Source organism: Streptomyces sp. NPDC036764 (assembly GCF_055609385.1).
Window position 1 is genome coordinate 26,290 of the sequence record NZ_JBVJPT010000018.1, and the last position, 21,353, is coordinate 47,642.

23 protein-coding genes are annotated in these 21,353 nt (G+C 70.4%); 5 read left to right on the top strand and 18 right to left on the bottom strand.

Annotated elements, in window-relative coordinates; translation table 11 throughout:
* Positions 1 to 153 precede the first annotated feature (153 nt).
* The gene (locus tag ACZ69Q_RS40365) at positions 154 to 1,155 is read right to left on the bottom strand and encodes a LysR substrate-binding domain-containing protein (protein ID WP_471052529.1); all 1,002 of its coding nucleotides are present in this window, start codon (positions 1,153 to 1,155) and stop codon (positions 154 to 156) included.
* Positions 1,156 to 1,290: 135 nt separating this feature from the next.
* On the opposite strand from ACZ69Q_RS40365, the gene ACZ69Q_RS40370 reads away from it, so the two are divergent.
* Together ACZ69Q_RS40370 and ACZ69Q_RS40375 are read left to right on the top strand one after the other, a co-directional pair.
* A complete protein-coding gene (locus tag ACZ69Q_RS40370; RefSeq protein WP_471052532.1) occupies positions 1,291 to 1,845 on the top strand; it encodes a peroxiredoxin in 555 nt (184 codons plus the stop codon).
* 5 nt (positions 1,846 to 1,850) lie between these two features.
* Positions 1,851 to 2,390 (top strand): alkyl hydroperoxide reductase, encoded by a 540-nt coding sequence (locus ACZ69Q_RS40375; RefSeq protein ID WP_471052535.1) that lies wholly within the window; start codon positions 1,851 to 1,853, stop codon positions 2,388 to 2,390.
* A 24-nt stretch (positions 2,391 to 2,414) separates the two neighbouring features.
* Here the strand turns inward: ACZ69Q_RS40375 and ACZ69Q_RS40380 are convergent, their stop codons facing one another.
* The 4 genes from ACZ69Q_RS40380 to ACZ69Q_RS40395 all read right to left on the bottom strand — a co-directional run bounded on the left by ACZ69Q_RS40380 (position 2,415) and on the right by ACZ69Q_RS40395 (position 7,554).
* Entirely contained in the window at positions 2,415 to 3,857 is a 1,443-nt protein-coding gene (locus ACZ69Q_RS40380; protein WP_471052537.1) for an AI-2E family transporter, read from the bottom strand.
* A 138-nt stretch (positions 3,858 to 3,995) separates the two neighbouring features.
* Entirely contained in the window at positions 3,996 to 4,709 is a 714-nt protein-coding gene (locus ACZ69Q_RS40385) for an aggregation-promoting factor C-terminal-like domain-containing protein (RefSeq protein ID WP_471052540.1), read from the bottom strand.
* 401 nt (positions 4,710 to 5,110) lie between these two features.
* Entirely contained in the window at positions 5,111 to 6,436 is a 1,326-nt protein-coding gene (locus tag ACZ69Q_RS40390; protein ID WP_471052543.1) for a PhoH family protein, read from the bottom strand.
* 344 nt (positions 6,437 to 6,780) lie between these two features.
* Positions 6,781 to 7,554: an isoprenyl transferase gene (locus ACZ69Q_RS40395; protein WP_471052546.1), complete on the bottom strand. Its 774-nt coding sequence runs from the start codon at positions 7,552 to 7,554 to the stop codon at positions 6,781 to 6,783.
* Between the two features lie 1,032 nt (positions 7,555 to 8,586).
* Between ACZ69Q_RS40395 and ACZ69Q_RS40400 the strand changes: the two genes are divergently transcribed.
* Complete coding sequence (locus ACZ69Q_RS40400) at positions 8,587 to 9,774, top strand: winged helix DNA-binding domain-containing protein (protein ID WP_471052548.1); 1,188 nt, start codon at positions 8,587 to 8,589, stop codon at positions 9,772 to 9,774.
* Between the two features lie 360 nt (positions 9,775 to 10,134).
* Here the strand turns inward: ACZ69Q_RS40400 and ACZ69Q_RS40405 are convergent, their stop codons facing one another.
* Positions 10,135 to 10,920: a class I SAM-dependent methyltransferase gene (locus ACZ69Q_RS40405; RefSeq protein WP_471052549.1), complete on the bottom strand. Its 786-nt coding sequence runs from the start codon at positions 10,918 to 10,920 to the stop codon at positions 10,135 to 10,137.
* Between the two features lie 52 nt (positions 10,921 to 10,972).
* Between ACZ69Q_RS40405 and ACZ69Q_RS40410 the strand changes: the two genes are divergently transcribed.
* Positions 10,973 to 11,470, top strand: coding sequence for a DinB family protein (locus tag ACZ69Q_RS40410; RefSeq protein WP_471052552.1), 498 nt, complete (start codon positions 10,973 to 10,975; stop codon positions 11,468 to 11,470).
* Here the strand turns inward: ACZ69Q_RS40410 and ACZ69Q_RS40415 are convergent.
* Together ACZ69Q_RS40415 and ACZ69Q_RS40420 are read right to left on the bottom strand one after the other, a co-directional pair.
* Complete coding sequence (locus ACZ69Q_RS40415) at positions 11,455 to 11,931, bottom strand: GNAT family N-acetyltransferase (protein ID WP_471052554.1); 477 nt, start codon at positions 11,929 to 11,931, stop codon at positions 11,455 to 11,457. The genes ACZ69Q_RS40410 and ACZ69Q_RS40415 overlap by 16 nt on opposite strands.
* 67 nt (positions 11,932 to 11,998) lie before the next feature.
* Positions 11,999 to 12,877, bottom strand: coding sequence for an LLM class flavin-dependent oxidoreductase (locus tag ACZ69Q_RS40420; RefSeq protein ID WP_471052556.1), 879 nt, complete (start codon positions 12,875 to 12,877; stop codon positions 11,999 to 12,001).
* Positions 12,878 to 12,937: 60 nt separating this feature from the next.
* On the opposite strand from ACZ69Q_RS40420, the gene ACZ69Q_RS40425 reads away from it, so the two are divergent.
* The gene (locus ACZ69Q_RS40425) at positions 12,938 to 13,303 is read left to right on the top strand and encodes a DUF192 domain-containing protein (protein WP_471052559.1); all 366 of its coding nucleotides are present in this window, start codon (positions 12,938 to 12,940) and stop codon (positions 13,301 to 13,303) included.
* A gap of 52 nt (positions 13,304 to 13,355) precedes the next feature.
* Here the strand turns inward: ACZ69Q_RS40425 and ACZ69Q_RS40430 are convergent, their stop codons facing one another.
* The 10 genes from ACZ69Q_RS40430 to ACZ69Q_RS40475 form a co-directional block, all read right to left on the bottom strand.
* Positions 13,356 to 13,985 (bottom strand): OmpA family protein, encoded by a 630-nt coding sequence (locus tag ACZ69Q_RS40430; protein WP_471052561.1) that lies wholly within the window; start codon positions 13,983 to 13,985, stop codon positions 13,356 to 13,358.
* Positions 13,986 to 13,992: 7 nt separating this feature from the next.
* Entirely contained in the window at positions 13,993 to 14,574 is a 582-nt protein-coding gene (locus ACZ69Q_RS40435) for a hypothetical protein (protein ID WP_471052564.1), read from the bottom strand.
* A gap of 34 nt (positions 14,575 to 14,608) precedes the next feature.
* Positions 14,609 to 15,235, bottom strand: a complete 627-nt coding sequence (locus ACZ69Q_RS40440; RefSeq protein ID WP_471052567.1) for a pilus assembly protein TadG-related protein — start codon at positions 15,233 to 15,235, stop codon at positions 14,609 to 14,611.
* A complete protein-coding gene (locus ACZ69Q_RS40445; protein ID WP_471052569.1) occupies positions 15,232 to 15,426 on the bottom strand; it encodes a Flp family type IVb pilin in 195 nt (64 codons plus the stop codon). The genes ACZ69Q_RS40440 and ACZ69Q_RS40445 overlap by 4 nt, the downstream gene beginning before the upstream one ends.
* A gap of 133 nt (positions 15,427 to 15,559) precedes the next feature.
* Positions 15,560 to 16,309, bottom strand: a complete 750-nt coding sequence (locus tag ACZ69Q_RS40450) for a response regulator (protein ID WP_471052572.1) — start codon at positions 16,307 to 16,309, stop codon at positions 15,560 to 15,562.
* Positions 16,306 to 17,754: a sensor histidine kinase gene (locus ACZ69Q_RS40455; protein ID WP_471052575.1), complete on the bottom strand. Its 1,449-nt coding sequence runs from the start codon at positions 17,752 to 17,754 to the stop codon at positions 16,306 to 16,308. Before ACZ69Q_RS40455 ends, ACZ69Q_RS40450 begins: the two co-directional genes overlap by 4 nt.
* A 20-nt stretch (positions 17,755 to 17,774) precedes the next feature.
* Positions 17,775 to 18,668 carry a DUF5936 domain-containing protein gene (locus ACZ69Q_RS40460; protein WP_471052578.1) on the bottom strand — a complete coding sequence of 298 codons (894 nt, stop codon included), beginning with the start codon at positions 18,666 to 18,668 and terminating at the stop codon, positions 17,775 to 17,777.
* 16 nt (positions 18,669 to 18,684) lie between these two features.
* Entirely contained in the window at positions 18,685 to 19,632 is a 948-nt protein-coding gene (locus ACZ69Q_RS40465; RefSeq protein WP_471052581.1) for a type II secretion system F family protein, read from the bottom strand.
* 8 nt (positions 19,633 to 19,640) lie between these two features.
* Complete coding sequence (locus ACZ69Q_RS40470) at positions 19,641 to 20,978, bottom strand: CpaF family protein (protein ID WP_471052584.1); 1,338 nt, start codon at positions 20,976 to 20,978, stop codon at positions 19,641 to 19,643.
* Positions 20,979 to 20,989: 11 nt separating this feature from the next.
* A complete protein-coding gene (locus ACZ69Q_RS40475) occupies positions 20,990 to 21,352 on the bottom strand; it encodes a TadE/TadG family type IV pilus assembly protein (protein WP_471052587.1) in 363 nt (120 codons plus the stop codon).
* Position 21,353 lies beyond the last annotated feature (1 nt).

The window sequence follows — 21,353 nt, forward strand, 5'->3', positions numbered from 1 at the left end:
ACACCCCTCGTCGTTTCGCACACACGCCTGACGCATAGCGCTGAGGGGGGAATGTGTATCAGTCCGCGCGCATATTCCGGAGAGGGATATCCGACCTGTCGCTAGTTGACGGAAGTTGAGTTTCCGCGCGACTCAAAGAACTGTGTTCGGCGCTCATTTGACCGATTGGCACACGGATACGGGCAACGGGCGCAGCGCCTCCCGAAGGGCCGCCGCCAGCTCCTCGTACTCCGCTCCCCGCGCGGCTCCCGCCCGCATCGCGAGGGCGATACGGCGGGTGGGGGCGGGGTCGGCGAAGTAGCCGGTGAGCAGCCGACTGCTGCGGGTCGTCTCCACGTCCAGGGCGGTGCGCGGGAGCAGCGTGCAGCCGAGGCCGCCCGCGACGAGCTGCACGAGCGTGGACAGCCCGGCGGCCGTCGTGGTCACCGGGGCGCCCTCCCGTCTCCCGCCACCACCCTCAACCGAAGGGCTTCGCCCCACCCCTTTCATTTCGCGGCCGGCCTCCCGGCAGATGTCGAGCGCCTGGTCGCGCAGGCAGTGCCCCTCGTCCAGGAGCAGCAGGTTGAGCGCCTTGAGCTCCTCGCGCGGGATGCCCTCGCGGCCGCCGAGCCGGTGGTCCGGCGGGGTGACGAGCACGAAGTCCTCGTCGAAGAGCGGGAGTTCGGCGATCTGGGGCATCCCGAGAGGCACCGCGAGCAGGAGCAGGTCCAGGCGGCCCCTGGCGAGTCCGTCGGCCAGGCTCGCCGTCTGCTCCTCGTGCACCTGGAGGTCGAGGTGCGGATACCGGTCGTGGACGAGCCGCAGCACGGTGGGCAGGAGGTACGGCGCCACGGTCGGGATGACACCGAGGCGGAGGGCGCCGGTGAACGGGGCCCGCACCGCCTCGGCCTCCTCCATCAGCGCCCCGACCTCCGCCAGCACGGCCTTCGCGCGTACGGCGAGCCGCTCACCGGCGGGCGACAGCAGCACCTTGCGGGTGGTGCGCTCCAGCAGCGTCACTCCCAGTGACTTCTCCAGGGCGGAGACGGCACCGGAAAGGGCGGGCTGGCTCATGCCGATCGCGGCGGCGGCATCCCGGAAATGAAGGTGCTCGGCGACGGCCGCGAAGGCCCGCAACTGGGCGAGACTGGGCTGTCTCCTCTTACTCACGGTCACTGATAGCACTCTCCGATCAACCTGACCGAGTGTAGCTATTTCCCGTATCAATGCAGCCTGTGCCAGGATCGGTAAGGTCCAACCCAAGGGAGACACCTGTACCGATCCGGTGTCTCCTCGCTGCAAGGAGAGCGTGTGCTCACTGTCGGTGACAAGTTCCCCGAGTTCGAACTGACCGCCTGCGTCTCGCTGGAGAAGGGCAAGGAGTTCGAGACGATCCACCACAAGACCTACGAGGGCAAGTGGAAGATCGTCTTCGCCTGGCCGAAGGACTTCACCTTCGTCTGCCCGACCGAGATCGCGGCCTTCGGCAAGCTGAACGAGGAGTTCGCCGACCGTGACGCCCAGGTCCTCGGCTTCTCCGGCGACTCGGAGTTCGTCCACCACGCCTGGCGCAAGGACCACGACGACCTGCGGGACCTGCCGTTCCCGATGATGGCCGACTCCAAGCACGAGCTGATGCGCGACCTCGGCATCGAGGGCGAGGACGGCTTCGCCAAGCGTGCCGTCTTCATCGTCGACCAGAACAACGAGATCCAGTTCTCCATGGTGACCGCCGGCTCCGTCGGTCGTAACCCCAAGGAGGTCCTGCGGGTCCTGGACGCCCTCCAGACGGACGAGCTGTGCCCGTGCAACTGGAGCAAGGGCGAGGACACCCTGGACCCGGTCAAGTTGCTCGCGGGAGAGTGACCCACATGTCGCTCGACTCCCTGAAGTCCCGCATACCGGACTACGCCAAGGACCTGAAGCTCAACCTGGGCTCGGTCATCGGCAATTCGGACCTCCCGGCGCAGCAGCTCTGGGGCACGGTGCTCGCCACGGCGATCGCCGCGCGCTCCCCGATCGTGCTTCGCGAGCTGGCGCCGGAGGCGAAGGCGAACCTCTCGCCGGAGGCGTACACCGCGGCGAAGTCCGCGGCCGCCGTGATGGCGATGAACAACGTCTTCTACCGGACCCGGCACCTGCTGTCCGACCACGAGTACGGCAGCCTGCGCGCGGGCCTGCGGATGAACGTCATCGGCAACCCCGGCGTCGACAAGGTCGACTTCGAGCTGTGGTCGTTCGCGGTGTCCGCCATCAACGGCTGCGGGCTGTGCCTCGACTCGCACGAGCAGGTGCTGCGCAAGGCCGGTGTGGACCGGGAGACGGTCCAGGAGGCGTTCAAGATCGCGTCGGTGATCCAGGCCGTGGGCGCCACGCTGGAGGCCGAGGCCGTGCTGGCCGACGTCGAGTAGGCGCTGTTGCTCCGCGGACCCCGCTCACCCTCGGTGGGCGGGGTCTTCGGCGTTGTCGCGGGCCGCATCCCTGGGGGCTGCGTCCCCGGACCCCCCTTCGGCCTGAACGGCCTCGTCCTCGAACGCCGGACGGGCCGGCTGATGCCGACCGGCGCTCGGAAGTGCCGCACCCGGCAGCAGTCTGCGCGCTTCCGCCTCCTGCGAGTACGCCTTCAGATACCCGACGATCGTGTTCGACACCGCCACCAGCGGCACCGCCACCACCGCGCCGCCGATCCCGGCCACCATGCCGCCGGCCGCCACCGACAGCACGACCGCCAGCGGATGCACGCGGACCGCGCGCCCGAGGATGAACGGCTGCAGGATGTGGCCCTCGATCTGCTGGACGGCGAGGACGACGGCGAGGGTCATGACCGCGGTGAAGACGCCCTGCGTCACCAGCGCCACCACGACCGCCAGCGCGCCGGAGGCCACCGCGCCGACGAGGGGGATGAAGGAGAACAGGAAGATGAAGACGGCGAGCGGGACGGCCATGGGGACGTCAAGGAAGTAGATGCCGATGCCGATGAACACGGCGTCGATCAGGGCGACCACCACCGTGCCGCGCACATACGCCGTGAGCGTCGCCCAGGCCCGCGGCCCGGCGCCCGCGACTCCCGGACGGGCGGCGGCCGGGACCAGCTTGAGGGTCCACTGCCAGATCCGCTTGCCGTCGTAGAGCAGGAACAGCGTCGAGAAGGCCGCCAGCAGGATGCCGGTGAGCGCCTCGACGATGACGGTGACGCCTTCGAGGCCGGCCGAGGTGATCTCGTCGGTGTTGGCGCCGATCGCCTCCCGAAGGTTCTCGGCGATCTCGTTGATCTGCTTGTCGGTGACGTGGAAGGGGCTGTTGAGCAGCCAGTTGCGCAGCTCGTCGATACCGTCCTGGACCTGGTCGGAGAGGTTGTCGATGTTCTCCATGACCTGCCAGGTCACGAACCAGCCCATCAGCCCGATGACGACGAACCCGAGGATCGCGGTCAGCGCGGTCGCGGGCCCGCGCGGCACGCCCCGCCGGGTCAGCCAGGCCACCGAGGGCTGCATCAGCGCGGTGAGCAGCAGGGCGATGACGAAGGCCAGCACGACGAGTTGGACGGCGCTGATGACGCGCATCAGCACCCAGACGGTGCCGGCCAGCACCAGCAGCCGCCAGCCGGCCTCCGCGGCCACCCGTACACCCCACGGCACGACCTGTGCGGGATCGGGGCGCGGCGCCGGGGTCGCGGGCGCGTAGTCCGGGGGCCGCGGGACGTGGTCGACGGGCGGCGGGTCCTCACCCGGGGGCGGTTCGGTGGCGACGGCGGTCCGTCCCACCGGGTCGGGTTCGGTGCTCTCTCGTTCCACGGCGGCCCGGCGCTCGTCCAACCGCTCACTCATCTCGGTCAGACCGGCACCGACCCGGCCCAGCCACCCTGGCACTCGCGACATGATCCGCCCTCTTCCCCCGTCTCTCCCCACCACTCCCCCCTGGAGTCGTTGATTCCGACCGTACATGGCGCCGGTCAGAGAACAGCGAAAGCCCCTCACCGAAGGACGGTGAGGGGCTCCACAGGGTTGAGCGCGGGCTCAGTACCAGCTATTGGCCTGCCAGAAGTCCCAGGCGCCGCAGGGGCTGCCGTAGCGGTCGTTCATGTAGTTCAGGCCCCACTTGATCTGCGTGGCGGGGTTCGTCTGCCAGTCGGCGCCGACCGACGACATCTTGGATCCGGGCAGGGCCTGGAAGAGGCCGTAGGCACCGGAAGAGGGGTTCACGGCCTGGTAGTTCCAGTCGGACTCGTGGTCCACGATGTTGCTGAAGCACTGGAACTGGTCGCTCGGCACCATGGAACGCGCCATCGCCTGGATCTGCGAGGTGCTGTACGAGCTCTGGACCGGGAAGTCGGCAGCGGAGGACCGGGAGGCCTTCGCCTCGGCCTCTTCGCGCTCCTTGGCTTCCTGCGCCGCCTTCTCTGCCTTCTCGGCGGCTTCCTTCTTCTCGATCGCGCTCTGGGCGGCAGCCTTGCGGGCCGCCTCCTCGGCGTCCTTCTTTGCGCTCACGTCGGCAGCGATGGCCTGGACATCCGCCTGCGCCGACAGGGACTCGGTCTGCACCTGGGCCTGCTGGCCCGCGGGTATGTCCGCGAGGAGCGTCGAATCGGCTGCCGTCGCCTCGGCGTCGTTGCTCTGCGCGGTGCTGCCCGAGGCAACGCCGACGACGCTTCCGACAGCGGTGACCGCGGTGGCAGAGGCCACTGCGAATCCCCTGACCGAAATCGGACTCACACGGTTTCCTTCCAGCATCGCCCGCTTCGGTGACCCTGGCGGACGCAATCGTGCCCCTTGGCTCTGGCCTCCCAACTGCGGGGTCACGGGAGGCGCGGACCCGGTGGGCAACTCCCGCAAGAGGAGTGCCGCGTGATGACTCGGGCGGCATACGACTTCGCTATGCAGTTGATGGTGTTGCTGCTGTGGTGCCGTACCGCTGGGGGTACAGGTGTGTCGTATGCGGGGCCTGACAGGAGTGAGACTCTGCCGCACCCGGACACCGCAAGGCAATTCTGTGTTGCGTGTGAAAGCTCACACCTTGTTTGTCCCTAGGGTTTTCCGGAAAGCCGCACACGCCAAGGCGCCGCCCGGATAGGCTCACTGCCTTTCCGAACGGCGCCAACCAACGAGTAGCTACCGCAAGTTGAGCACTTGGGTCAGATCTGCCCGTCCTCCAGCATTTCGGTCACAAGGGCCGCGATCTGGGACCTCTCGGACCGCGTCAGAGTGACATGGGCGAAGAGCGGATGTCCCTTCAGCTTCTCCACGACGGCCACGACACCGTCGTAGCGCCCGACCCGCAGATTGTCCCGCTGGGCAACGTCATGGGTCAGAACGACCCTTGAATTCGCGCCGATTCGGGACAGAACGGTCAGCAGGACGTTCCTTTCCAGGGACTGCGCCTCGTCCACGATCACGAACGCGTCGTGCAGCGAGCGCCCGCGGATGTGGGTGAGGGGCAGCACCTCCAGCATGCCGCGCGCGGTGACCTCTTCGATGACCTCGCGGCTGGTGACCGCGGACAGCGTGTCGAAGACCGCCTGCGCCCAGGGGCTCATCTTCTCGGCCTCGCTGCCGGGCAGATAGCCGAGCTCCTGCCCGCCCACCGCGTACAGCGGCCGGAAGACCATCACCTTCTGGTGCTGACGGCGCTCGAGCACCGCCTCCAGACCCGCGCACAGCGCGAGCGCCGACTTGCCGGTGCCGGCCCGGCCGCCCATCGACACGATCCCGATGTCCGGGTCGAGCAGCAGGTCGAGCGCGATCCGCTGCTCGGCACTGCGGCCCTTGATGCCGAAGGCCTCCCGATCGCCGCGCACCACCCGGACGTTGCCCTCGGGCGTGATCCGGCCCAGCGCCTTGCCGCGCTCGGAGTGGATCGTCAGCCCGGTGTGCACGGGCATGTCGGCGGCCTCGGGGACATAGACATGCCCCTCCTCGAAGAGGATGTCCACCTGTTCGCCCGGCAGGGTCAGTTCGGACATTCCGGTCCAGCCGGAGGAGTCCGTGATGGCGAGTTCGGCGCGGTACTCCTCGGCGAGGAGACCGACGGACGAGGCCTTGATCCTGAGCGGCAGGTCCTTCGAGACGACGGTGACGTCGAATCCCTCGGCCTGCAGATTGCGGGCGACCGCGAGGATGCGGGAGTCGTTGTCCCCCAGGCGGTAGCCGGTCGGCAGAACGCTGGGGTCCGAGTGGTTGAGCTCGACACGGACGGTCCCGCCGAGATCCCCGATCGGAATGGGGGCATCGAGACGGCCATGCTTCACCCGGAACTCGTCGAGCAGGCGCAGCGCCTGCCGGGCGAAGTAGCCGAGTTCGGGATGATGCCGCTTGGCCTCCAGTTCCGTCACCACGACGATGGGGAGCACGACCTCGTGCTCGTCGAAGCGGTTCAGGGCGTTCGGGTCGGCCAGCAGGACGCTGGTGTCGAGAACGTAGGTGCGCCGGTCTGGCTTGTGGCGCTTTGTGCTGGTCACCACGGAAGGACGTACCCCCTCGGATGAGGTCGGGGAGCGACGGAGTGGGGCTGGACCGGTCGTCGGCCGCTGTGCACGGGCCGAAAACCGGCCCCCCGCGTCTTCTTCCGTGCCGTGACCGCACGGTGGGGCTGGTGCAAAGGGCCTCCCGGGCGGACGGCTCCGGCGCCGCCCGCTGAGATACGACACCCGTGGTTCGGGTGTCGACCTGCTTGGCTTATGCCCTCGAACATGCGGTGCCATGCCAGCGCATATGACGGCGCGCTGGTGAACTCCTTGTTACTTCCGTCCCGGAGAGGGTCGGTTTTGTCGCGCCGGTATACGGCCGCGACAGCGCCGGAGGGGGCTCAGCCGCCGTAGCGCCGGTGCCGCGCGGCGTAGTCGCGAAGGGCCCGCAGGAAGTCCACCTTGCGGAAGGCCGGCCAGAAGACCTCGCAGAAGTAGTACTCCGAGTGGGCCGTCTGCCACAGCATGAATCCGGACAGCCGCTGCTCGCCGCTGGTGCGGATCACGAGGTCGGGGTCGGGCTGATCGCCGGTGTAGAGGTGGCGTCCGATCAGCTCGACGCTGACGGAGTCGGCGAGGTCCTCCATCGAGGTGCCCTTGTCGTGGGCATCGACGATCATGGAGCGCACGGCGTCGGCGATCTCCTGGCGGCCGCCGTAGCCGATGGCGACGTTGACCAGTATCCCGTCGATGTGCGCCGTGGACTCCTCGGCCTCCTTCAGCGCCATCTGCATCGGGGAGGGCAGCAGGTCGGGGGTGCCGACGTGGTGCACCCGCCAGCGGCCGTCGGCGGCCAGGGAGCGCACGACGTCCTCGATGATCCCGAGGAGCGGGCCGAGTTCCTCCTGCGGCCGGTCGAAGTTGTCGGTCGACAGCAGCCACAGGGTGACGACCTCGACGTCGGTCTCGGTGCACCAGCCGAGGAATTCCTCGATGTTCTCGGCACCCGCGCGGTGACCGTGCATGGTGGTCGAACCCGCGGCCTTCGCCCAGCGCCGGTTGCCGTCCATGATGACGCCGATGTGCTTGGGCACCTGAGCGTGGTCCAGGTGGCCTTCCACCCGGCGTGCGTACAGCCTGACCAGCAGGCCGCGCAGCTTGTCGCGCAGGTTCACGTGTTCGTCAGCCCCTCCGTACGGATCGGACAGGCGCGCGACGCTGCGTGCGGTGCAGTCGAGGGCGCTTCCTGTCCGTATGGCGGTCCCCGGGGGCGAAGCCTACCCCTGCGGGGCTTGGGCCGTGGCTGTGGGGTGCGGTGGGTGTTGGCGCCTGGGGTAGGGGTGTGCGGTGTGGTTTGGCGAGTGCGGGCCGGTGGGGGCGCCCTGGGTGGGGGTGTGCGGTGTGGTTTGGCGAGTGCGGGCCGGTGGGGGCTGGTCGCGCAGTTCCCCGCGCCCCTGAGGGGGTTGCGGTCCCGTTGCTCGCTTGTGCCCCGGAGAAGGGGTGCGGTCGCCCTTGCTCGTGTGCGCCCTGGAGAAGGGGTGCAGTCGCCTGGCTCGTGTGTGCCTGGTGTGGGCAATAAAACGGGCCGGTCCGTGGGGGGGAGACGGACCGGCCCGAGGGGGGGTTTCCACCATAACCCTTCGTAAGTGATGCTGCGTGCATCGGCGTGCCACAACTACTCTCCGAAGTCGCTCGGCGACGGGCCGGTGGCCGTGAGAGGGCCCCTTCATGGCGGATTCGTGGCGAGATCGGGCCGGATTTCCAGGGGAAACGCGGGGGATAGCGCCGGATCCGGAGGTTTTGCCGCTTCTTGGGGCCTGCCTGGCGACTTGTCCGCGCGTCCCCCGCCCGGGTGACCCCGACCGCGAACGCCCCCTTGACGGCCCGAGGGAGTCGGCGACGGGAAAGCGGATTCACCGCGACGCGCGTCCAGCAGGAAGCCGGCCGAGGGCATGGCACCGCGCAGCCCCCTCCGCCGCGCGGTGCCGCCGCGCAGCTTTGCGTACGCGAATTACCTTGGTCTGAACTTACGTGACGGATGGGGGGAAATCGAGTCGGCCGCCATAACAATGTGGAAAAGGTGAGCTTCCCTTGGATGCGCAGGGACTCCGGGGCGTTCGCTGACGGATGCACGGTTTGCACCCTGAGGGCGCGCTGATGCGGGTCAGCGGACAGGTTCTGACCTATATGCGTCCTACCGTCGCTCCATGACAGCGAGGTCGAGCAGCGGGACGGGCAGCGTGGGCCACACGATCACCTGGGACGAGGCGAGTGCGCGACGGCTGGAGCGGCAGTTCCTGAGCCGTCCCGCCGCGTCCGGCACCCCGGTCGCCGAGGTCGTCGGGGCGATGCTGGGCGCGCACGCCCAGGTGCTGTCGGCGGCCGAGGTGTCGGTGGGAGTGCGGGCCGCCGGGGTGACGCGGGCGGACGTACGGGCCGCGCTCTGGGAGGACCGTTCGCTGGTGAAGACGTTCGGCCCGCGCGGGACCGTGCATCTGCTCCCGGCCGCCGAACTGCCCCGGTGGTGCGGGGCGCTGACGGCGATCCCGACGGGCCCGAGCCCTTTCCCGCCGGACGTCCGGGTCACGGAGGAACAGGCCGAGCAGATCGTGGCGGCGATCGGGGACGCCCTCGACGGCGTGTGCCTGACCGTGGAGGAGCTGAGCGAGGAGGTCGTGGCGCGCACCGGCGCGTGGGCCGGTGACCTGGTCATGCCCGCCTTCCAGGACCTGTGGCCGCGCTGGCGCCAGGTGATGCACCGGGCCGGTCAGTCGGGCGCCCTGTGCTTCGGCCCGAACCGGGGCCGGAAGGTGACCTACACCCGCCCGCCGGCCGGCGCGCCGGTCCCGGGCGAGACCGCCCTGCGCGAGCTCGTCGGACGCTACCTGCGCGCGTACGGCCCGGCCACTGCGCAGCACTTCGCCAAGTGGCTCGCGGCACCGGCCGGTTGGGCGGTCTCCCTGTTCACGGAGCTGGCACGGGCCGGGGAGATCGAGGAGGTCGACTTCGAAGGGGCGGCGGCCTGGGTGGCGGCGGGGGACACGGAGCTCCCGGGCGGGCGGGTGCGTGGAGTGCGGCTGCTGCCGTACTTCGACGCGTACGCCATCGCCGCGCAGCCGCGGCGGTCGCTGTTCCCCGGGGAGGCGTACGAGCGGGCACTGGCGGGCGGGCAGGCGGGGAACTTTCCGGTACTGCTGGTGGACGGCGTGGTCGCCGGGGTCTGGCACCAGCGGCGCCAGGGCCGTCGTACGACCGTCACGGTGGAGCTGGTCGGACGGGAGCTGACGGCGCGGCAGGAGCGGGAGCTGGGCGAGCAGGCGGAGCGGGTCGGGGAAGTGCTGGAAGCGAAGGCGGAGCTGGTGATCGGGAAGGTGACCGTCGGCCCGCACGCGTAGACGCGGGGGCGGGCGGGGGCAGGGGCAGCCCGCGGAGGTTCGGGCGGGGCCTGCGGAGGTTCGGGCGGGGGCCTGCGGAGGCGGGCGGCGGCTCGTGGAGGCACGGGCAGGTGGCCTGCGGAGGCGGGCGGCGGCTCGTGGAGGCACGGGCGGGTGGCCTGCGGAGGCGGGCGGCGGCTCGTGGGGGCACGGGCGGGTGGCCTGCGGAGGCGGGCGGCAACCCGCAGAGGCGAGCGAGTTCCCTCCCGGGATGCAGGCGAGAGCCCGGGGAGGCAGGCGGCGGCCGCGGCAGGCTGAGGCGTTCGGCCCGCACGCTCAGGCGTCGGGCCCCAAGCCGGCTCAGGTGTCCAGCCCGCAGGCTCAGGCAAACGGCTTGCGGGCCTCGAAGAGGTGGCGGGTGCTGTGGGCTATGAAGGGGCCGTCGGACTCGATCTGTTCGTGCAGGGCGTGGAGTTGGGGCCGGTAGGCCTCGACGGTGAAGTCGGGGACCATCCAGACGACCTTGCGCAGGAAGTGGACGACCGCGGCGATGTCGTGGAACTCCATGCGGAGCTCCTCGGCACGCAGGTCGACGATCTCCAGGCCGGCGGCCTCGGCGTCGGCCCGCTCACGCTCGGGGTGACGGCCGTTGCGGACCTCTTCGGGCTGGGGGCCGAGGAAGTACTCGACGAGTTCGAAGACGCTGTGCGGCCCGACGTGCTGGGCGAAGTACGTGCCGCCCGGCCGGAGCACCCGGGCGATCTCCGGCCAGGGGGCCCGAACCGGGTGCCGGCTCGTGACGAGGTCGAACGCGGCGTCGGCGAACGGCAGCGGGGCGTTCTCGGGCGAGGCGACGACCGCGACACCGCGCGCGGCGAGCAGAGCGGTGGCCTTGGCGACGTTCGGCGGCCAGCCCTCGGTGGCGACGGTGAGCACGGGGGCCTTCGGGGACCGGCCGAGGGCGAAGTCGAGGACCTCCCCTCCCCCGGTCTGGAGGTCGAGCGCGGCGGTCGCGCCGGCCAACCGGTCGGCCAGCGAGACGGCATACCCCCAGCTCGGCCGTGCCTCGGTGGCCCGCCCCTCGAACCAGGAGAAGTCCCAGCCCTCGGTGGGCACGGCGGCGCCCTCCGCGAGAAGCTCCTCGAACGACCTGCTGTCCCGTCCCATGCGCCTCATGATCGCAGGGCGCTGTCGGTGGCCGCTGCTAGTTTTCGGCGCCATGACGAACTCGACGTACACGGCGGGTGAGAAGGAAACGCTCCGGGCGAGCCTGGACCGGCACCGGGACGCGGTGCTGTGGAAGCTTCAGGGCCTGGACGACGAGGGGCTGCGCCGGCCGATGACCCCGTCCGGCACGAATCTGCTGGGCCTGGTCAAGCACCTCGGCTCGGTGGAGTACGGCTGGTTCGTGTCGAGCTTCGGCGGCGAGGTGGAGCCGCTGTGGTTCGACCCGTACAGCGACCAGGACATGCGGGCCGACCAGGGCGAGACGACACAGCAGATCGTCGAGTTCTACGGCCGTGCGCGCGCCGCGGCCGACCGGGTGATCGCCGGGCGGGAGCTGACGGACCTGGGGCAGCCGGCGTGGCGGGACGCCGAGGTGTCCCTGCGGTGGGTGCTGGTCCACATGATCGAGGAGACGGCACGGCACGCGGGCCACATGGACATCCTGCGGGAACTGCTCGACGGGGCGACGGGGGATCAGCCGCCGGGCTGAGCGCCGAGCACGAGCAGCACATGCTCGTCGGCGCCGTGGTGGACGACTCCGGCGCGCTGGAAGCCGTGGTGTTCGAGGAGGCGTACGGAGGCCGTGTTGGCGTGGAAGGGGTCGGCGTACAGGGGGCGGGTCCGCTCCGTGGCGAGGAAGAGGGCCAGTGCTCTGGTGCCGACGCCCCTTCCCCAGTAGGCCCGCCCCAGCCAGTAGCCGAGGAAGCGGCGGTCGCCGTCCCACCAGGAGACGACGCTGCCGGCCACCTCGTCCCCGGCCAGGACGGTCCGCACGAGGCAGGTCTCGTCCCCGAGCACGCTCGTGCGCCAGTGCTTCATGAAGGCGTCCCGCGGCCGGGGCGTGAACCTCGACCGCCGGACCGCCTCCGGGTCGTGCTCGTAGGCGAGGACCGCCTCCAGGTCGGAGTCCACAACGTCCCGGATGCGTACGTCGGAGGTGTCGTCGCTCATCTTCCGGAGTCTGGCAGGCGCCACTGACAACGCCCCCGGCGCGGCCCGCGCCGGACACGGCCCGCGGTCACGGAACCAGCGGCCGTACTTCCTCCGCCACGAACCGAACGAACCCTTCCGGATCGGGCTCGTCGCCCGTCGGCTGGAGTACGACGGTGTCCGCGCCGGCGTCCGCGAGCCGCTGCACGGCCTTCGCGACGGTCCCCGCGTCCCCGGCGACACCGAGGTCGGGCACGGATGCAACCCCCTCGGCGGCGAGTTCGGCCTTCAGCCGGGCGGCCCCGTCGGGCCCGGTGGCGGTGAGCAGATAGACGACGATCCCGTGCGGTTCGGCGTCGCTGCGTCCGGCCGCCTCCCGGCCCTCGTCGACGAGTTGCCGCGCCACCCGAACGCCCTCCGGCGGCGTCGACGCGGTGAGCAGCGTCCCGTCGGCCGCCTCTCCGGCCAGCCGCAGCGAGCGGGGCCCGGTGACCCCGGCGATGATCGGCACCGGCTCGGCGGGCGGCCAGTCCAGGGCGACGTCGTCGAGCCGGACGTACCGGCCCTCGACGGTCACCCTCTCCCCGCGCAACAGGGCCCGCAGCACGTCGAGATGCTCCCGCAGCAGCGTCACCGGCGACTCGACGCGGGCACCGACCTGCCCCATCCACGACTGCACGCCGTGCCCCACGGCCAGGATCGGCCGACCGGGGAACATCCGGTGCAGACCGGCGGCCTCCATCGCGGTGATCGCGACGTTCCGCAGCGGCACGGGCAACAGTCCGACGCCGACTCTGATCCGCTCGGTCCAGGCGAGGGCCGCCGCCGCGGTGGAGATGCCTCCCTCCCGGAAGCAGTCCTCCCAGAGCCAGAGCTCTTCGAGTCCCGACTCGTCGGCGAGCCGGGCGATGGATCGGAGTCGTTCGGGGGCGAGCTGAGGACGGAATACTGCGCCGAGTCCGGTCATGGGGCCTTCCTACCCGGGTAGCACTCGGCGGACAACAGAGAATCCTGGAGGTGGCTGAGGATGGGGCGACGCCTGCGTGATGGGCGGGGGGCGCTGGTCGTTCACGGGGAGCACGGTGATGTGCCGGTTCCCCTGGAGATCGCCGCGTCGTACCGGGCCCGCACGAAGGGGCTCCTCGGGCGGGACGGCATCGACGGGGCGATGCTGCTCACGCCCGCCGGCGGGGTGCACACGTTCCGGATGCGCATGCCCATCGACGTCGCCCATCTCGACCGCAAGCTGCGCGTCATCGCCGTACGCACCATGAAACCGGGGCGACTGGGCCTGCCCCGGCTTCGCTCACGGCATGTGGTGGAGGCGGAGGCCGGGGCGATGGCGGGGTGGGGGCTGCGGGCCGGCGTCCGAGTGAGCGTGGAGGTGGGCTGAGGGGCGGGGGGTACGGCGGCCGTTCGCCGGTCTTTCGCCGTTCTTTCGCCGGTCAGCCGTCCGAGCGCGGGAAGGACACCTCCACCCGTCGGTTCTTCTTACGGCCCTCCTCCGTCGAGTTCGGGGAGATCGGGTACTGCTCGCCGTAGCCCCGCACCTCGTACGTGACCGTGGAGTCGTTCAGCTCCGACTCCAGGACTCCCTGCACGGCGTTCGCGCGCTTCCTGGACAGGACGTCGCCGTGGGCCGAGGATCCCAGGTTGTCGGTGAAGCCGAAGACGCGGATCCGCGTGGCGTTCTGCTTCCCGATCTCCTCCGCGATCGAGGCGATACGTGCCTTCGCCTCGCCGGTCAGCTTCGCGCTGTCCTTGGGGAACAGCACCTCGGCCTGCAGCGCGAACTTCACGTCCGCGTTGGTGTCTTCCCGGCGCTCCTCGCCGCCCTGCTCCTCCACGACCTGCTTGATGTCGAGGACTTTGGGTTCGGCGAGGGTCGCGCCCTCGGGGAGCTTCAGGTCCGGGTCGTTGGCGTCCACTTCGACGGGCGCGGCGGCGGTGGCCTCGGTACCGGGCGGGACGCTGGGGTCGTCGGCGGCGTCGGCGGTCGTGGCGACGAGGATGTTGGCGGCAACCATGATCGTGGCCGCGGTGAGGGTCAGGGTGAGGCGGGGGGTGCGGGTCATTTGGGCCTCACCCGGAGATCGTGATGGGGGCGGAGGCGAACGTCGGCAGTTGGAAGCTGACCTCGCTCGTACTGGTGGGCGGCGCCGGGAACTGCATGAACACAGGAATGGAGTCGCCCGGCTTGATGCGCGGCATGCCCGTCGTCGTCAGGGGGCGGCCGTCGGTGTCCCGCAGCACGTAGTAGCGCTTCTTGCTCGCCGAATCGACGAGGGTCGCTCCGCCCAGTGACGTTCCGTGCCTGATGATCTCGGTCTCGTCACCCGACGTGCGAGCCGGCACGCGGGCGGCTTCGTCGCCGTCGTTCTTCAACTCGCCGCTCACGGTGACGAATCCACCGGAGTCACGCTGAGCAGAGGTGATGCTGAGGATCAGGCCGTCCTCGCCCTTGAGCTCGGCGAGAAGCTCGTCGGTTCCCTCCTGGGCACTCGGGTCCGACCCCTTGCCGCTCTTGGAGGCCGACGCCGACGTCTCCGGCTTCTTGTCCTCGCCGCCCCCGCTTCCGCAGCCGGCCACGCCGAGGGCCAGTCCGGCCGCGACGGTCATCGCGACCATCCCCCTACGGGCCTTCGTGGTGAACCGAATGCTCATGCCTCTGCTTCCTTCGTCACTCGTCGTTCGCTTGTCAGTCGGCCAGGTGGACGTCGAAGAGGTCCTCGGGGTTCGGAAGGGTGGCCGGATCGTCCGGGTCCAGGTCCCAGTCCGTGTCCTCGCAGGTGAGTTGAGGCAGTGGCAGTGTGTCGTTCCCGTCACCATCACCGTCACCGTCGTCGGCGTCCTCTCCGGGGAGGTCGAACGTACAGCGAGGCTCGATCACAGCGGTGGCTGACGCCTTCGACTTGAATTCCTCGGTGCCGGGGACGATGGATTCGCCGACGGACTTGTTGGTCTCGACATCGACCTTGTAGCCCAACAGCCCTTCCTGCCCGCAGGCCTGGACATCGGCGTCGTTCTGGGCCGCGAGCTCGGAAGCCCGCCAGCAACCGTCGAACAACGCGGTGTCACCGTCGAGGATGTCCTGCCACTTCGTCGGGTCGCCGACGACTTCCAACCAGTCCCCCGCGAGTTGGTCCCGGGTCTCCTGCGCCGCAGCCAGAGCCGCCGCGTCGGCTGCTGTCTGGGCGCCGTTCCGATTTGCTGCGGCCTGGCCGACCGCAAGGTAGGCGAACGCGAGAAAGAGCAGGCCCCCCACCACCATGATGTAGATGGGGAAGGCCTGCCCTGCGTCGCCGTGCCTGCGGCGCCTGATCATCCGGTGAGTTCGTCGATCTGTTCCACGATGGCGTCGTAGATCGACTGTCCGATCTCCGTCCCCGTAATGGCCAGAACAATCGCCACCACCACCGCGATGATGCCCAGATACTCCACCGCCGTCTGCCCCTTGTCGTCGCGCGTGGCGCGAGAGCGCAGGTAGGCGACGGTGGTGTTGATCCAGTTGCTCATGGTGTTCCCCTCTGGGCTCCAAAGTCCTGCGAGAAGTCTCTGGAGAAAAGTAAGCGGGAATTCCCCGAACACCAGAGGGTCCCTGGGCCCAATTCCGGGCCTCGGCCGAAAACAGTCGTTCGGTCATCGCCCGTCAGCTCCGTCCTGGGTGTGAACCCGGGGCCGTGCCCAGCCACTTGGCGGCGGCTTCCGCACGGCTGGTGCTGTGGAGTTTGGCGAAGATCCGGTTGATGTGGTTCTTGACCGTCTTCTCGCTGATGAAGCAGGTGGCGGCGATCTGCTGGTTGTTCATGCCCGCCGCGATGTGGTCCATGATCTCCGCCTCCCTCCTGCTCAGCCGGAACCGTGACCGGTACGGGGACGACTGTCCCACATTTGATTGCACTTGCGAAAGCAGTTCGGCAGAATTGCCTGCAGCAGTTGGGAGTTCATGGTTTGCTTGCGCGAGCGATCCCGTTGCCGCAGCCGCCGCCGTTGGCGTGAGGCGGGTCCTGCCCGCCCTGATCTCCCGTACGGCCTCGATCAGTTCGTCCGTCGTGAACTCACCGTGGACCAGGTAACCGGAGGCGCCTCGCCGCAGGGCCTCGCGGACCGTCTCCGCCTCTCCGCTGTACGTCAGCATCATCACCGGGGCGATCCGCACGAGATACGGAAGCGCGGTGATGCCGTCCGTGCCCGGCATCCGTACGTCCAGGAGGATCACGTCGGGGCGGTGACGGCGGGCCGCCTCGTGGGCCTCGTGGCCGTTCGTCGCCTCGGCCACGACCCTTATGTCCGCGTGGGTGGAGAGCAGGGCCGTCAGGCCCGCCCGGACCACCGGGTTGTCGTCGGCCACCACCAGGCGCAGGGGCGTGGCGGGCGGGGGTGACTGGGGCGTGTTCATGGGGTGGTCGCCTTCGTCGTCGTGAGGGCCGCCAGCGGCAGTTCCAGGCGGACCTGCGTGCCACGGGTGTGGAGGCCCTTGCCGAAGTGGATGCGGGCGCCTATCGAGGCGGCTCGTTCGGCCATGCCGAGGAGGCCGAAGTGGCCGGTTCGGCGGAGGTGTTCGAGGGTCGCGTCTGGGGGCAGGCCCCGGCCGTCGTCCTGGACCGTCAGGCAGAGCACCTCGCCCCGGACGCCCGCCCGGACGTCGACCCTCGTCGCGTTCGCGTGGCGGTGGGCGTTCTCCATGGCCTCCGCCGTGATGGTGAGGAGCTGGCGGGCCACGGCGGGCGGAACGGGAGGCGCGGGGGCGCCGCCCGTGGGGCCGTACGTCGCCTCCAGGCCCGTGCGGGTCGTGAAGTCGGCCGCCTGCCGCCTCAGTTCGGGGGCCACGTCCGTCATCCGGTCCGGGTCGGACTCGCGGCGCAGGTCGGCGAGGAGTTCCCGGGACTCCGCCGCCGCTCTGCGGGCCGAGCGGGCGACCAGTTCCGCCTGTTCTCTGATGCGGCCCGGGTCCATCGGGGCGGTCGCCGCGGAGGCCGCCAGGCCGTCCGCCGCCAGTGCCACACCGTGCAGGGTCTTCGCCACCGAGTCGTGCATCTCGCGGGCCAGCCGGGCCCGTTCCGCGCTCACCGCCTCGGTGACCGCGAGGCGTGCCTGGACCGTCGTCAGGGCCTGGGTGGCCGTGCCGAAGCGGAGCATGAGGTTGCGCAGGGACGAGCCCAGCGCGCCCGTGATGACGCACAGGCCCGGCAGGAGCAGCTTGTCCGCCAGGCTCGCCGACCTCGCGTCCGTGTTGATCGCGTAGGCGAGGAGCAGGATCAGGGACTGCACGCTCGCGAAGACCGCCGCGCCCCGGTAGCCGTAGACGATGCCGGCCAGGAGCGGGGTGCAGACGCTGACGTAGGCCAAGGTCGTGTCCGGGCCCGCGGAGATGAGCAGGAGGGAGGTGAAGAGGGTGTCCGCGGCCAGGAGGGTGGGGTGGCGCAGGAGGAGGGGGCCGAAGCGTTCCCAGTCGCGGAACAGGGCGTAGGAGACCATGAAGGTGACGACCACCGCCGCGCCCACCAGGCGGGTACCCAGGCCCGGCGCCGCGTTCAGCAGGGCCCCGGGTGCCGCCACGGCGATCATGGCGAGCCGAAAGCCGAAGACCTGGCGGCACATCGCCTGGAGGGCGTTGACCTGGAGCGGTATGGTCGCGCCCGACTCTGCCTGCCTGGCCTGCTCACACTGCCCGACCCGCCCGGCCGGCTCGCTCCGCCCAGCCTGCCCGGCCTCCTCGCCCTGCCCGGCCTCCTCGGTCCGCCCAGCCCGCCCAGACCACCGGGACAGCCACCCCCCGCGCAGGAACCCCAGACCGAACCTCGCCGCCCCCTCTCCCGACCCGGTCCTCATCCTCAACGGCATGCCCGCCACGGCCCCACCCCCTACTCCCCCGTCAGCGACCCGAAGTCCGTGCCCGACCCCAGCAGCAGACCCGCCCCCAGCAGGATCATCGTCGCCGGAACCATGAACGTCGTGATCATCAGCGTGGCCCTGGGCACCGCGCGGGCCGCCTTGCGGCGGGCGTTCTGGGCGTCGGTGCGGCGCATGTCCTTGGCCAGGGCGACCAGCGTGTCCACGATCGGCGCGCCCAGCTCCTCGCCCTGCTGGAGCGCCGTCACGAACATCGCCACCTGTTCGGAGTCGTTCCTGCGGCGCAGTTCCGCGAAGGCCTGGCGGCGGCTCATGCCGAGGTCCATCTGGCGCAGGGTGATGCGCAGTTCGTCGGCCCAGGGGCCCTCGTACCTGGAGGCGACCCGGTCGAGTGCCTGGCGGAAGCCGAGGCCCGCGCTGACGACGACCGCGAGGACGTCCAGGAAGTCCGGCAGGGTGCGCTCGATCTCGTCCTTCCTGATCCGGATCGCCGACCAGATGCCGACCTCCGTCCAGAAGGCGCCGAACGCCAGCAGCAGCAGCGCGACCAGGACCTGGCCGCGCAGCAGGAACACCAGGAAGCCGACCGCGCCGAGGAAGCCGTACACCGCGCGCCTGGCCGCATAGCGGTCGATCGTCAGACCGCCGGGGTTGCCCGCGAGGTCGATCTTGCGGCGGTACTTGGCGACCAGTTTCGGGCCCATCAGGCGCAGCACGGCGGGCGCGTAGCGCATGCCCATGCGGTCGATGAGCGAGTCCACGGCGCCGGTGCGGGTCGCGCCGACCTCCAGGGCCAGCGCGAGGTCGCTGGGCAGCCTGGTCTCCGCGCGGTACATGCGGATGGCGGCGAAGACGCCCCCGACGCCCAGGGCCATGACCGTCGCGAGGAGGATTCCGATTCCCATCAGCCGTACCCGCCCCTCAGACGTCGATCCGCGACATGCGGCGGATCAGGATGAAGCCCACCGCGTACAGCCCGAACGCGATCAGTACGGCGGCCTGGCCGAGCGGTGAGCCGGTCATTCGGTCCAGGGCGCCGTCCTTCACCCCGTTCATCAGGAACAGCGATCCCACGCCCAGCACCGGGACGGCGTACGACGTCATGCTCACCTGTGAGAGCTGGGTGCGGACCTCGCGCCGGGTCTCCTTGCGCTCCTCCAGCGTCTCCGTGAGGTTGCGCAGCGCGCTGACGACCTGGCCGCCGGCCCGGTTGGACAGCACCAGCGTGGTCACCAGGACGACCAGCTCGCGCGACGGGAGGCGTTCGGCGAGCTCGCCGAGGGCGTCGTCCATCGAGGCGCCCAGGGCAAGTTGGTTGGAGACCTTGGCGAGTTCCTCGCCGGCCGGCGCCTCCAGCTCCTCCGCCGCGAGGCCGATCGCGGTGCGCAGGGCGAGGCCGGCGTGGGCGGCGTTGGCGAGGATGCGGGCGAGTTCCGGGAGTTGGTTGATGAACCGCTCGATGCGCTTCTGGCGCTGCCAGTTGAGGAACTGGACCGCGGCCCACACGCCCAGCAGGCCCGCGATCGGGCCGAAGAAGGGGGCGAGGGCCGCCTGGCCGGTCAGCCACAGGCCCGCCACCGTCGCCAGCATGTAGACGAAGAACTCGCCGGGGGTGACGTCCAGGCCCGTCGCCGCCAGCCGCAGTTCGAGCTGCTTGCCCAGTCGCGTACGGCGCAGGCGCCGGTCCAGGTCGGCGAAGCGGCGTCGCCGGCCACCGGCCCCGGTGAGCTGGCCGGAGGCGGAGAGCCGGTCGACCAGGGCCTGGCGCTGGGCCCGCCCGGCGGCGTAGGCGTGTACGCCCACCACGGCCAGCGCGCAGGTCAGCAGCGCGATGCCGGTGGTGAGCGTGATGCGGGTCTGGAGGTCCATGGGGGGTCCTACCTGGCTTCTCGGGTGGCGAGCTCGAGCGGTGACTGGGCAACGCCGAAGGCCTGGGGGATCGGCTGGCTCGCCATGTAGAGGCGGTCCGCGGTGCGGCGCGGCAGCGGGAAGTACGCGAAGGCGCCGTGGACGCGTCCGTCGGGCGTCATGGGCTGGGCGTGGAAGCGGGCGACCGTCGCCAGGCGGTACGGCTCCGCCCCGTGGCTGTCCAGGATCGCGATCTCGGTGATCCTGCGGGCGCCGTCCGGGAACCGGGTGAGCTGGATGAGCACGTCGACCGCGCTGTTGATCTGGTCGTGCAGCGCCTCGAAGGGGACCGTGACGTCCGACATGGACGCGAGGGTCTTCAGCCGCATCAGGGCGTCCTCGGCGCTGTTGGCGTGCACGGTGGCCAGCGAGCCGTCATGGCCGGTCGACATCGCCTGGAGCATGTCGAGGGACTCGCCGCCGCGGACCTCACCGACGACGATCCGGTCGGGGCGCATGCGCAGGGAGTTGCGGACCAGGTCGCGGATGGTGACCTGGCCCTTGCCCTCGACGTTCGGCGGGCGGGACTCCAGCCGGATCACATGGGACTGCTGGAGCTGGAGTTCGGCGGAGTCCTCGATGGTGATGATGCGCTCGGTCTCGGGGATCAGCCCCGACAGGGCGTTGAGCAGGGTCGTCTTCCCGGTGCCCGTCGCACCCGAGACGATGACGTTGAACTTCGCCTGCACCAGCCCGGCCAGCAGGTACACCATGGGCTCGTCGAGCGAGCCGAGGCCGGTCATCTCGTGCAGGGTGAAGGAGCGGGGGAAGCGGCGGATGGTCAGGGTCGCGCCGGTCAGGGACAGCGGCGGGATGATGACGTTCACCCGCTCGCCGGAGGGCAGCCGGGCGTCCACCATCGGGTTGGACTCGTCGACCCGCCGGTTCACCGTGGAGACGATCCGCTCGATGGTCTGCATGAGCTGGTCGTGGGAGGGGAAGCGCAGCGGCAACTGCTCGACGCGGCCCGCGCGTTCGACGAAGATCGCGTCCGGGCCGTTCACCATGATCTCGGTGATCGAGGCGTCCTCGAGCAGCGGCTCCAGGATGCCGAGGCCGAGTGCCTCGTCGACGACCCTACGGATCAGTTGCGAGCGCTCGACGGTCGACAGCACCGGGCCCTCGCGGCTGATGATGTGCCCGAGCACCCGCTCCAGCCTGGCCCGGCGCTCGGCCGCGGCCAGCGAGCTCATCTCCGCGAGGTCGATCTCCTCCAGGAGCTTGGCCCGGTAGGAGGCGACCAGATGGCCGTCCTCGCTCCGGCCGGCGTTCTCCTCCGGGGTGGTGATGCGGGACCGCAGACTCATGGGTACCTCGTTCAGTGGTCGAGCGGCATGGTGGCGGTCTTCTGCGCGGGGTCGAAGTCCCAGCCGGGGACGATCGAGGGGATGTCGACGGTGGCGGTGACCGTGACCTCGTCGCCGCCCTGCGCCTCGGAACAGGAGACGGTCAGCCAGTCGCTGATCGCGTTCACGCACCCGTCCTGCGCGCTGTCGTCGAGGGAGGCGGCCCGCGCCCCCGCCCTGGCCGCCGTCCCCGCCTGCTGGGCGCTGTAGGCGATCAGCCCGACCTGTACGCCGGCCATCGCGACGAGGATCAGGACCGGGATGAACCCGAGGTACTCGATGGCGACCTGGCCGCGGTCCCGGCCCGCACGGCGGGGGAAGAGTCGGTACGGCATC

Coding starts and splice junctions, on each gene's coding strand:
- ACZ69Q_RS40380 (WP_471052537.1), bottom strand. CDS start 3,857: ATGTCGCGAGTGCCAGGGTGGCTGGGCCGGGTCGGTGCCGGTCTGACC.
- ACZ69Q_RS40460 (WP_471052578.1), bottom strand. CDS start 18,668: ATGGGAATCGGAATCCTCCTCGCGACGGTCATGGCCCTGGGCGTCGGG.
- ACZ69Q_RS40405 (WP_471052549.1), bottom strand. CDS start 10,920: ATGGGACGGGACAGCAGGTCGTTCGAGGAGCTTCTCGCGGAGGGCGCC.
- ACZ69Q_RS40445 (WP_471052569.1), bottom strand. CDS start 15,426: ATGAGCAACTGGATCAACACCACCGTCGCCTACCTGCGCTCTCGCGCC.
- ACZ69Q_RS40415 (WP_471052554.1), bottom strand. CDS start 11,931: ATGAGCGACGACACCTCCGACGTACGCATCCGGGACGTTGTGGACTCC.
- ACZ69Q_RS40385 (WP_471052540.1), bottom strand. CDS start 4,709: ATGCTGGAAGGAAACCGTGTGAGTCCGATTTCGGTCAGGGGATTCGCA.
- ACZ69Q_RS40410 (WP_471052552.1), top strand. CDS start 10,973: ATGACGAACTCGACGTACACGGCGGGTGAGAAGGAAACGCTCCGGGCG.
- ACZ69Q_RS40430 (WP_471052561.1), bottom strand. CDS start 13,985: ATGACCCGCACCCCCCGCCTCACCCTGACCCTCACCGCGGCCACGATC.
- ACZ69Q_RS40475 (WP_471052587.1), bottom strand. CDS start 21,352: ATGCCGTACCGACTCTTCCCCCGCCGTGCGGGCCGGGACCGCGGCCAG.
- ACZ69Q_RS40470 (WP_471052584.1), bottom strand. CDS start 20,978: ATGAGTCTGCGGTCCCGCATCACCACCCCGGAGGAGAACGCCGGCCGG.
- ACZ69Q_RS40375 (WP_471052535.1), top strand. CDS start 1,851: ATGTCGCTCGACTCCCTGAAGTCCCGCATACCGGACTACGCCAAGGAC.
- ACZ69Q_RS40435 (WP_471052564.1), bottom strand. CDS start 14,574: ATGAGCATTCGGTTCACCACGAAGGCCCGTAGGGGGATGGTCGCGATG.
- ACZ69Q_RS40465 (WP_471052581.1), bottom strand. CDS start 19,632: ATGGACCTCCAGACCCGCATCACGCTCACCACCGGCATCGCGCTGCTG.
- ACZ69Q_RS40420 (WP_471052556.1), bottom strand. CDS start 12,877: ATGACCGGACTCGGCGCAGTATTCCGTCCTCAGCTCGCCCCCGAACGA.
- ACZ69Q_RS40455 (WP_471052575.1), bottom strand. CDS start 17,754: ATGCCGTTGAGGATGAGGACCGGGTCGGGAGAGGGGGCGGCGAGGTTC.
- ACZ69Q_RS40440 (WP_471052567.1), bottom strand. CDS start 15,235: ATGATCAGGCGCCGCAGGCACGGCGACGCAGGGCAGGCCTTCCCCATC.
- ACZ69Q_RS40400 (WP_471052548.1), top strand. CDS start 8,587: ATGACAGCGAGGTCGAGCAGCGGGACGGGCAGCGTGGGCCACACGATC.
- ACZ69Q_RS40425 (WP_471052559.1), top strand. CDS start 12,938: ATGGGGCGACGCCTGCGTGATGGGCGGGGGGCGCTGGTCGTTCACGGG.
- ACZ69Q_RS40450 (WP_471052572.1), bottom strand. CDS start 16,309: ATGAACACGCCCCAGTCACCCCCGCCCGCCACGCCCCTGCGCCTGGTG.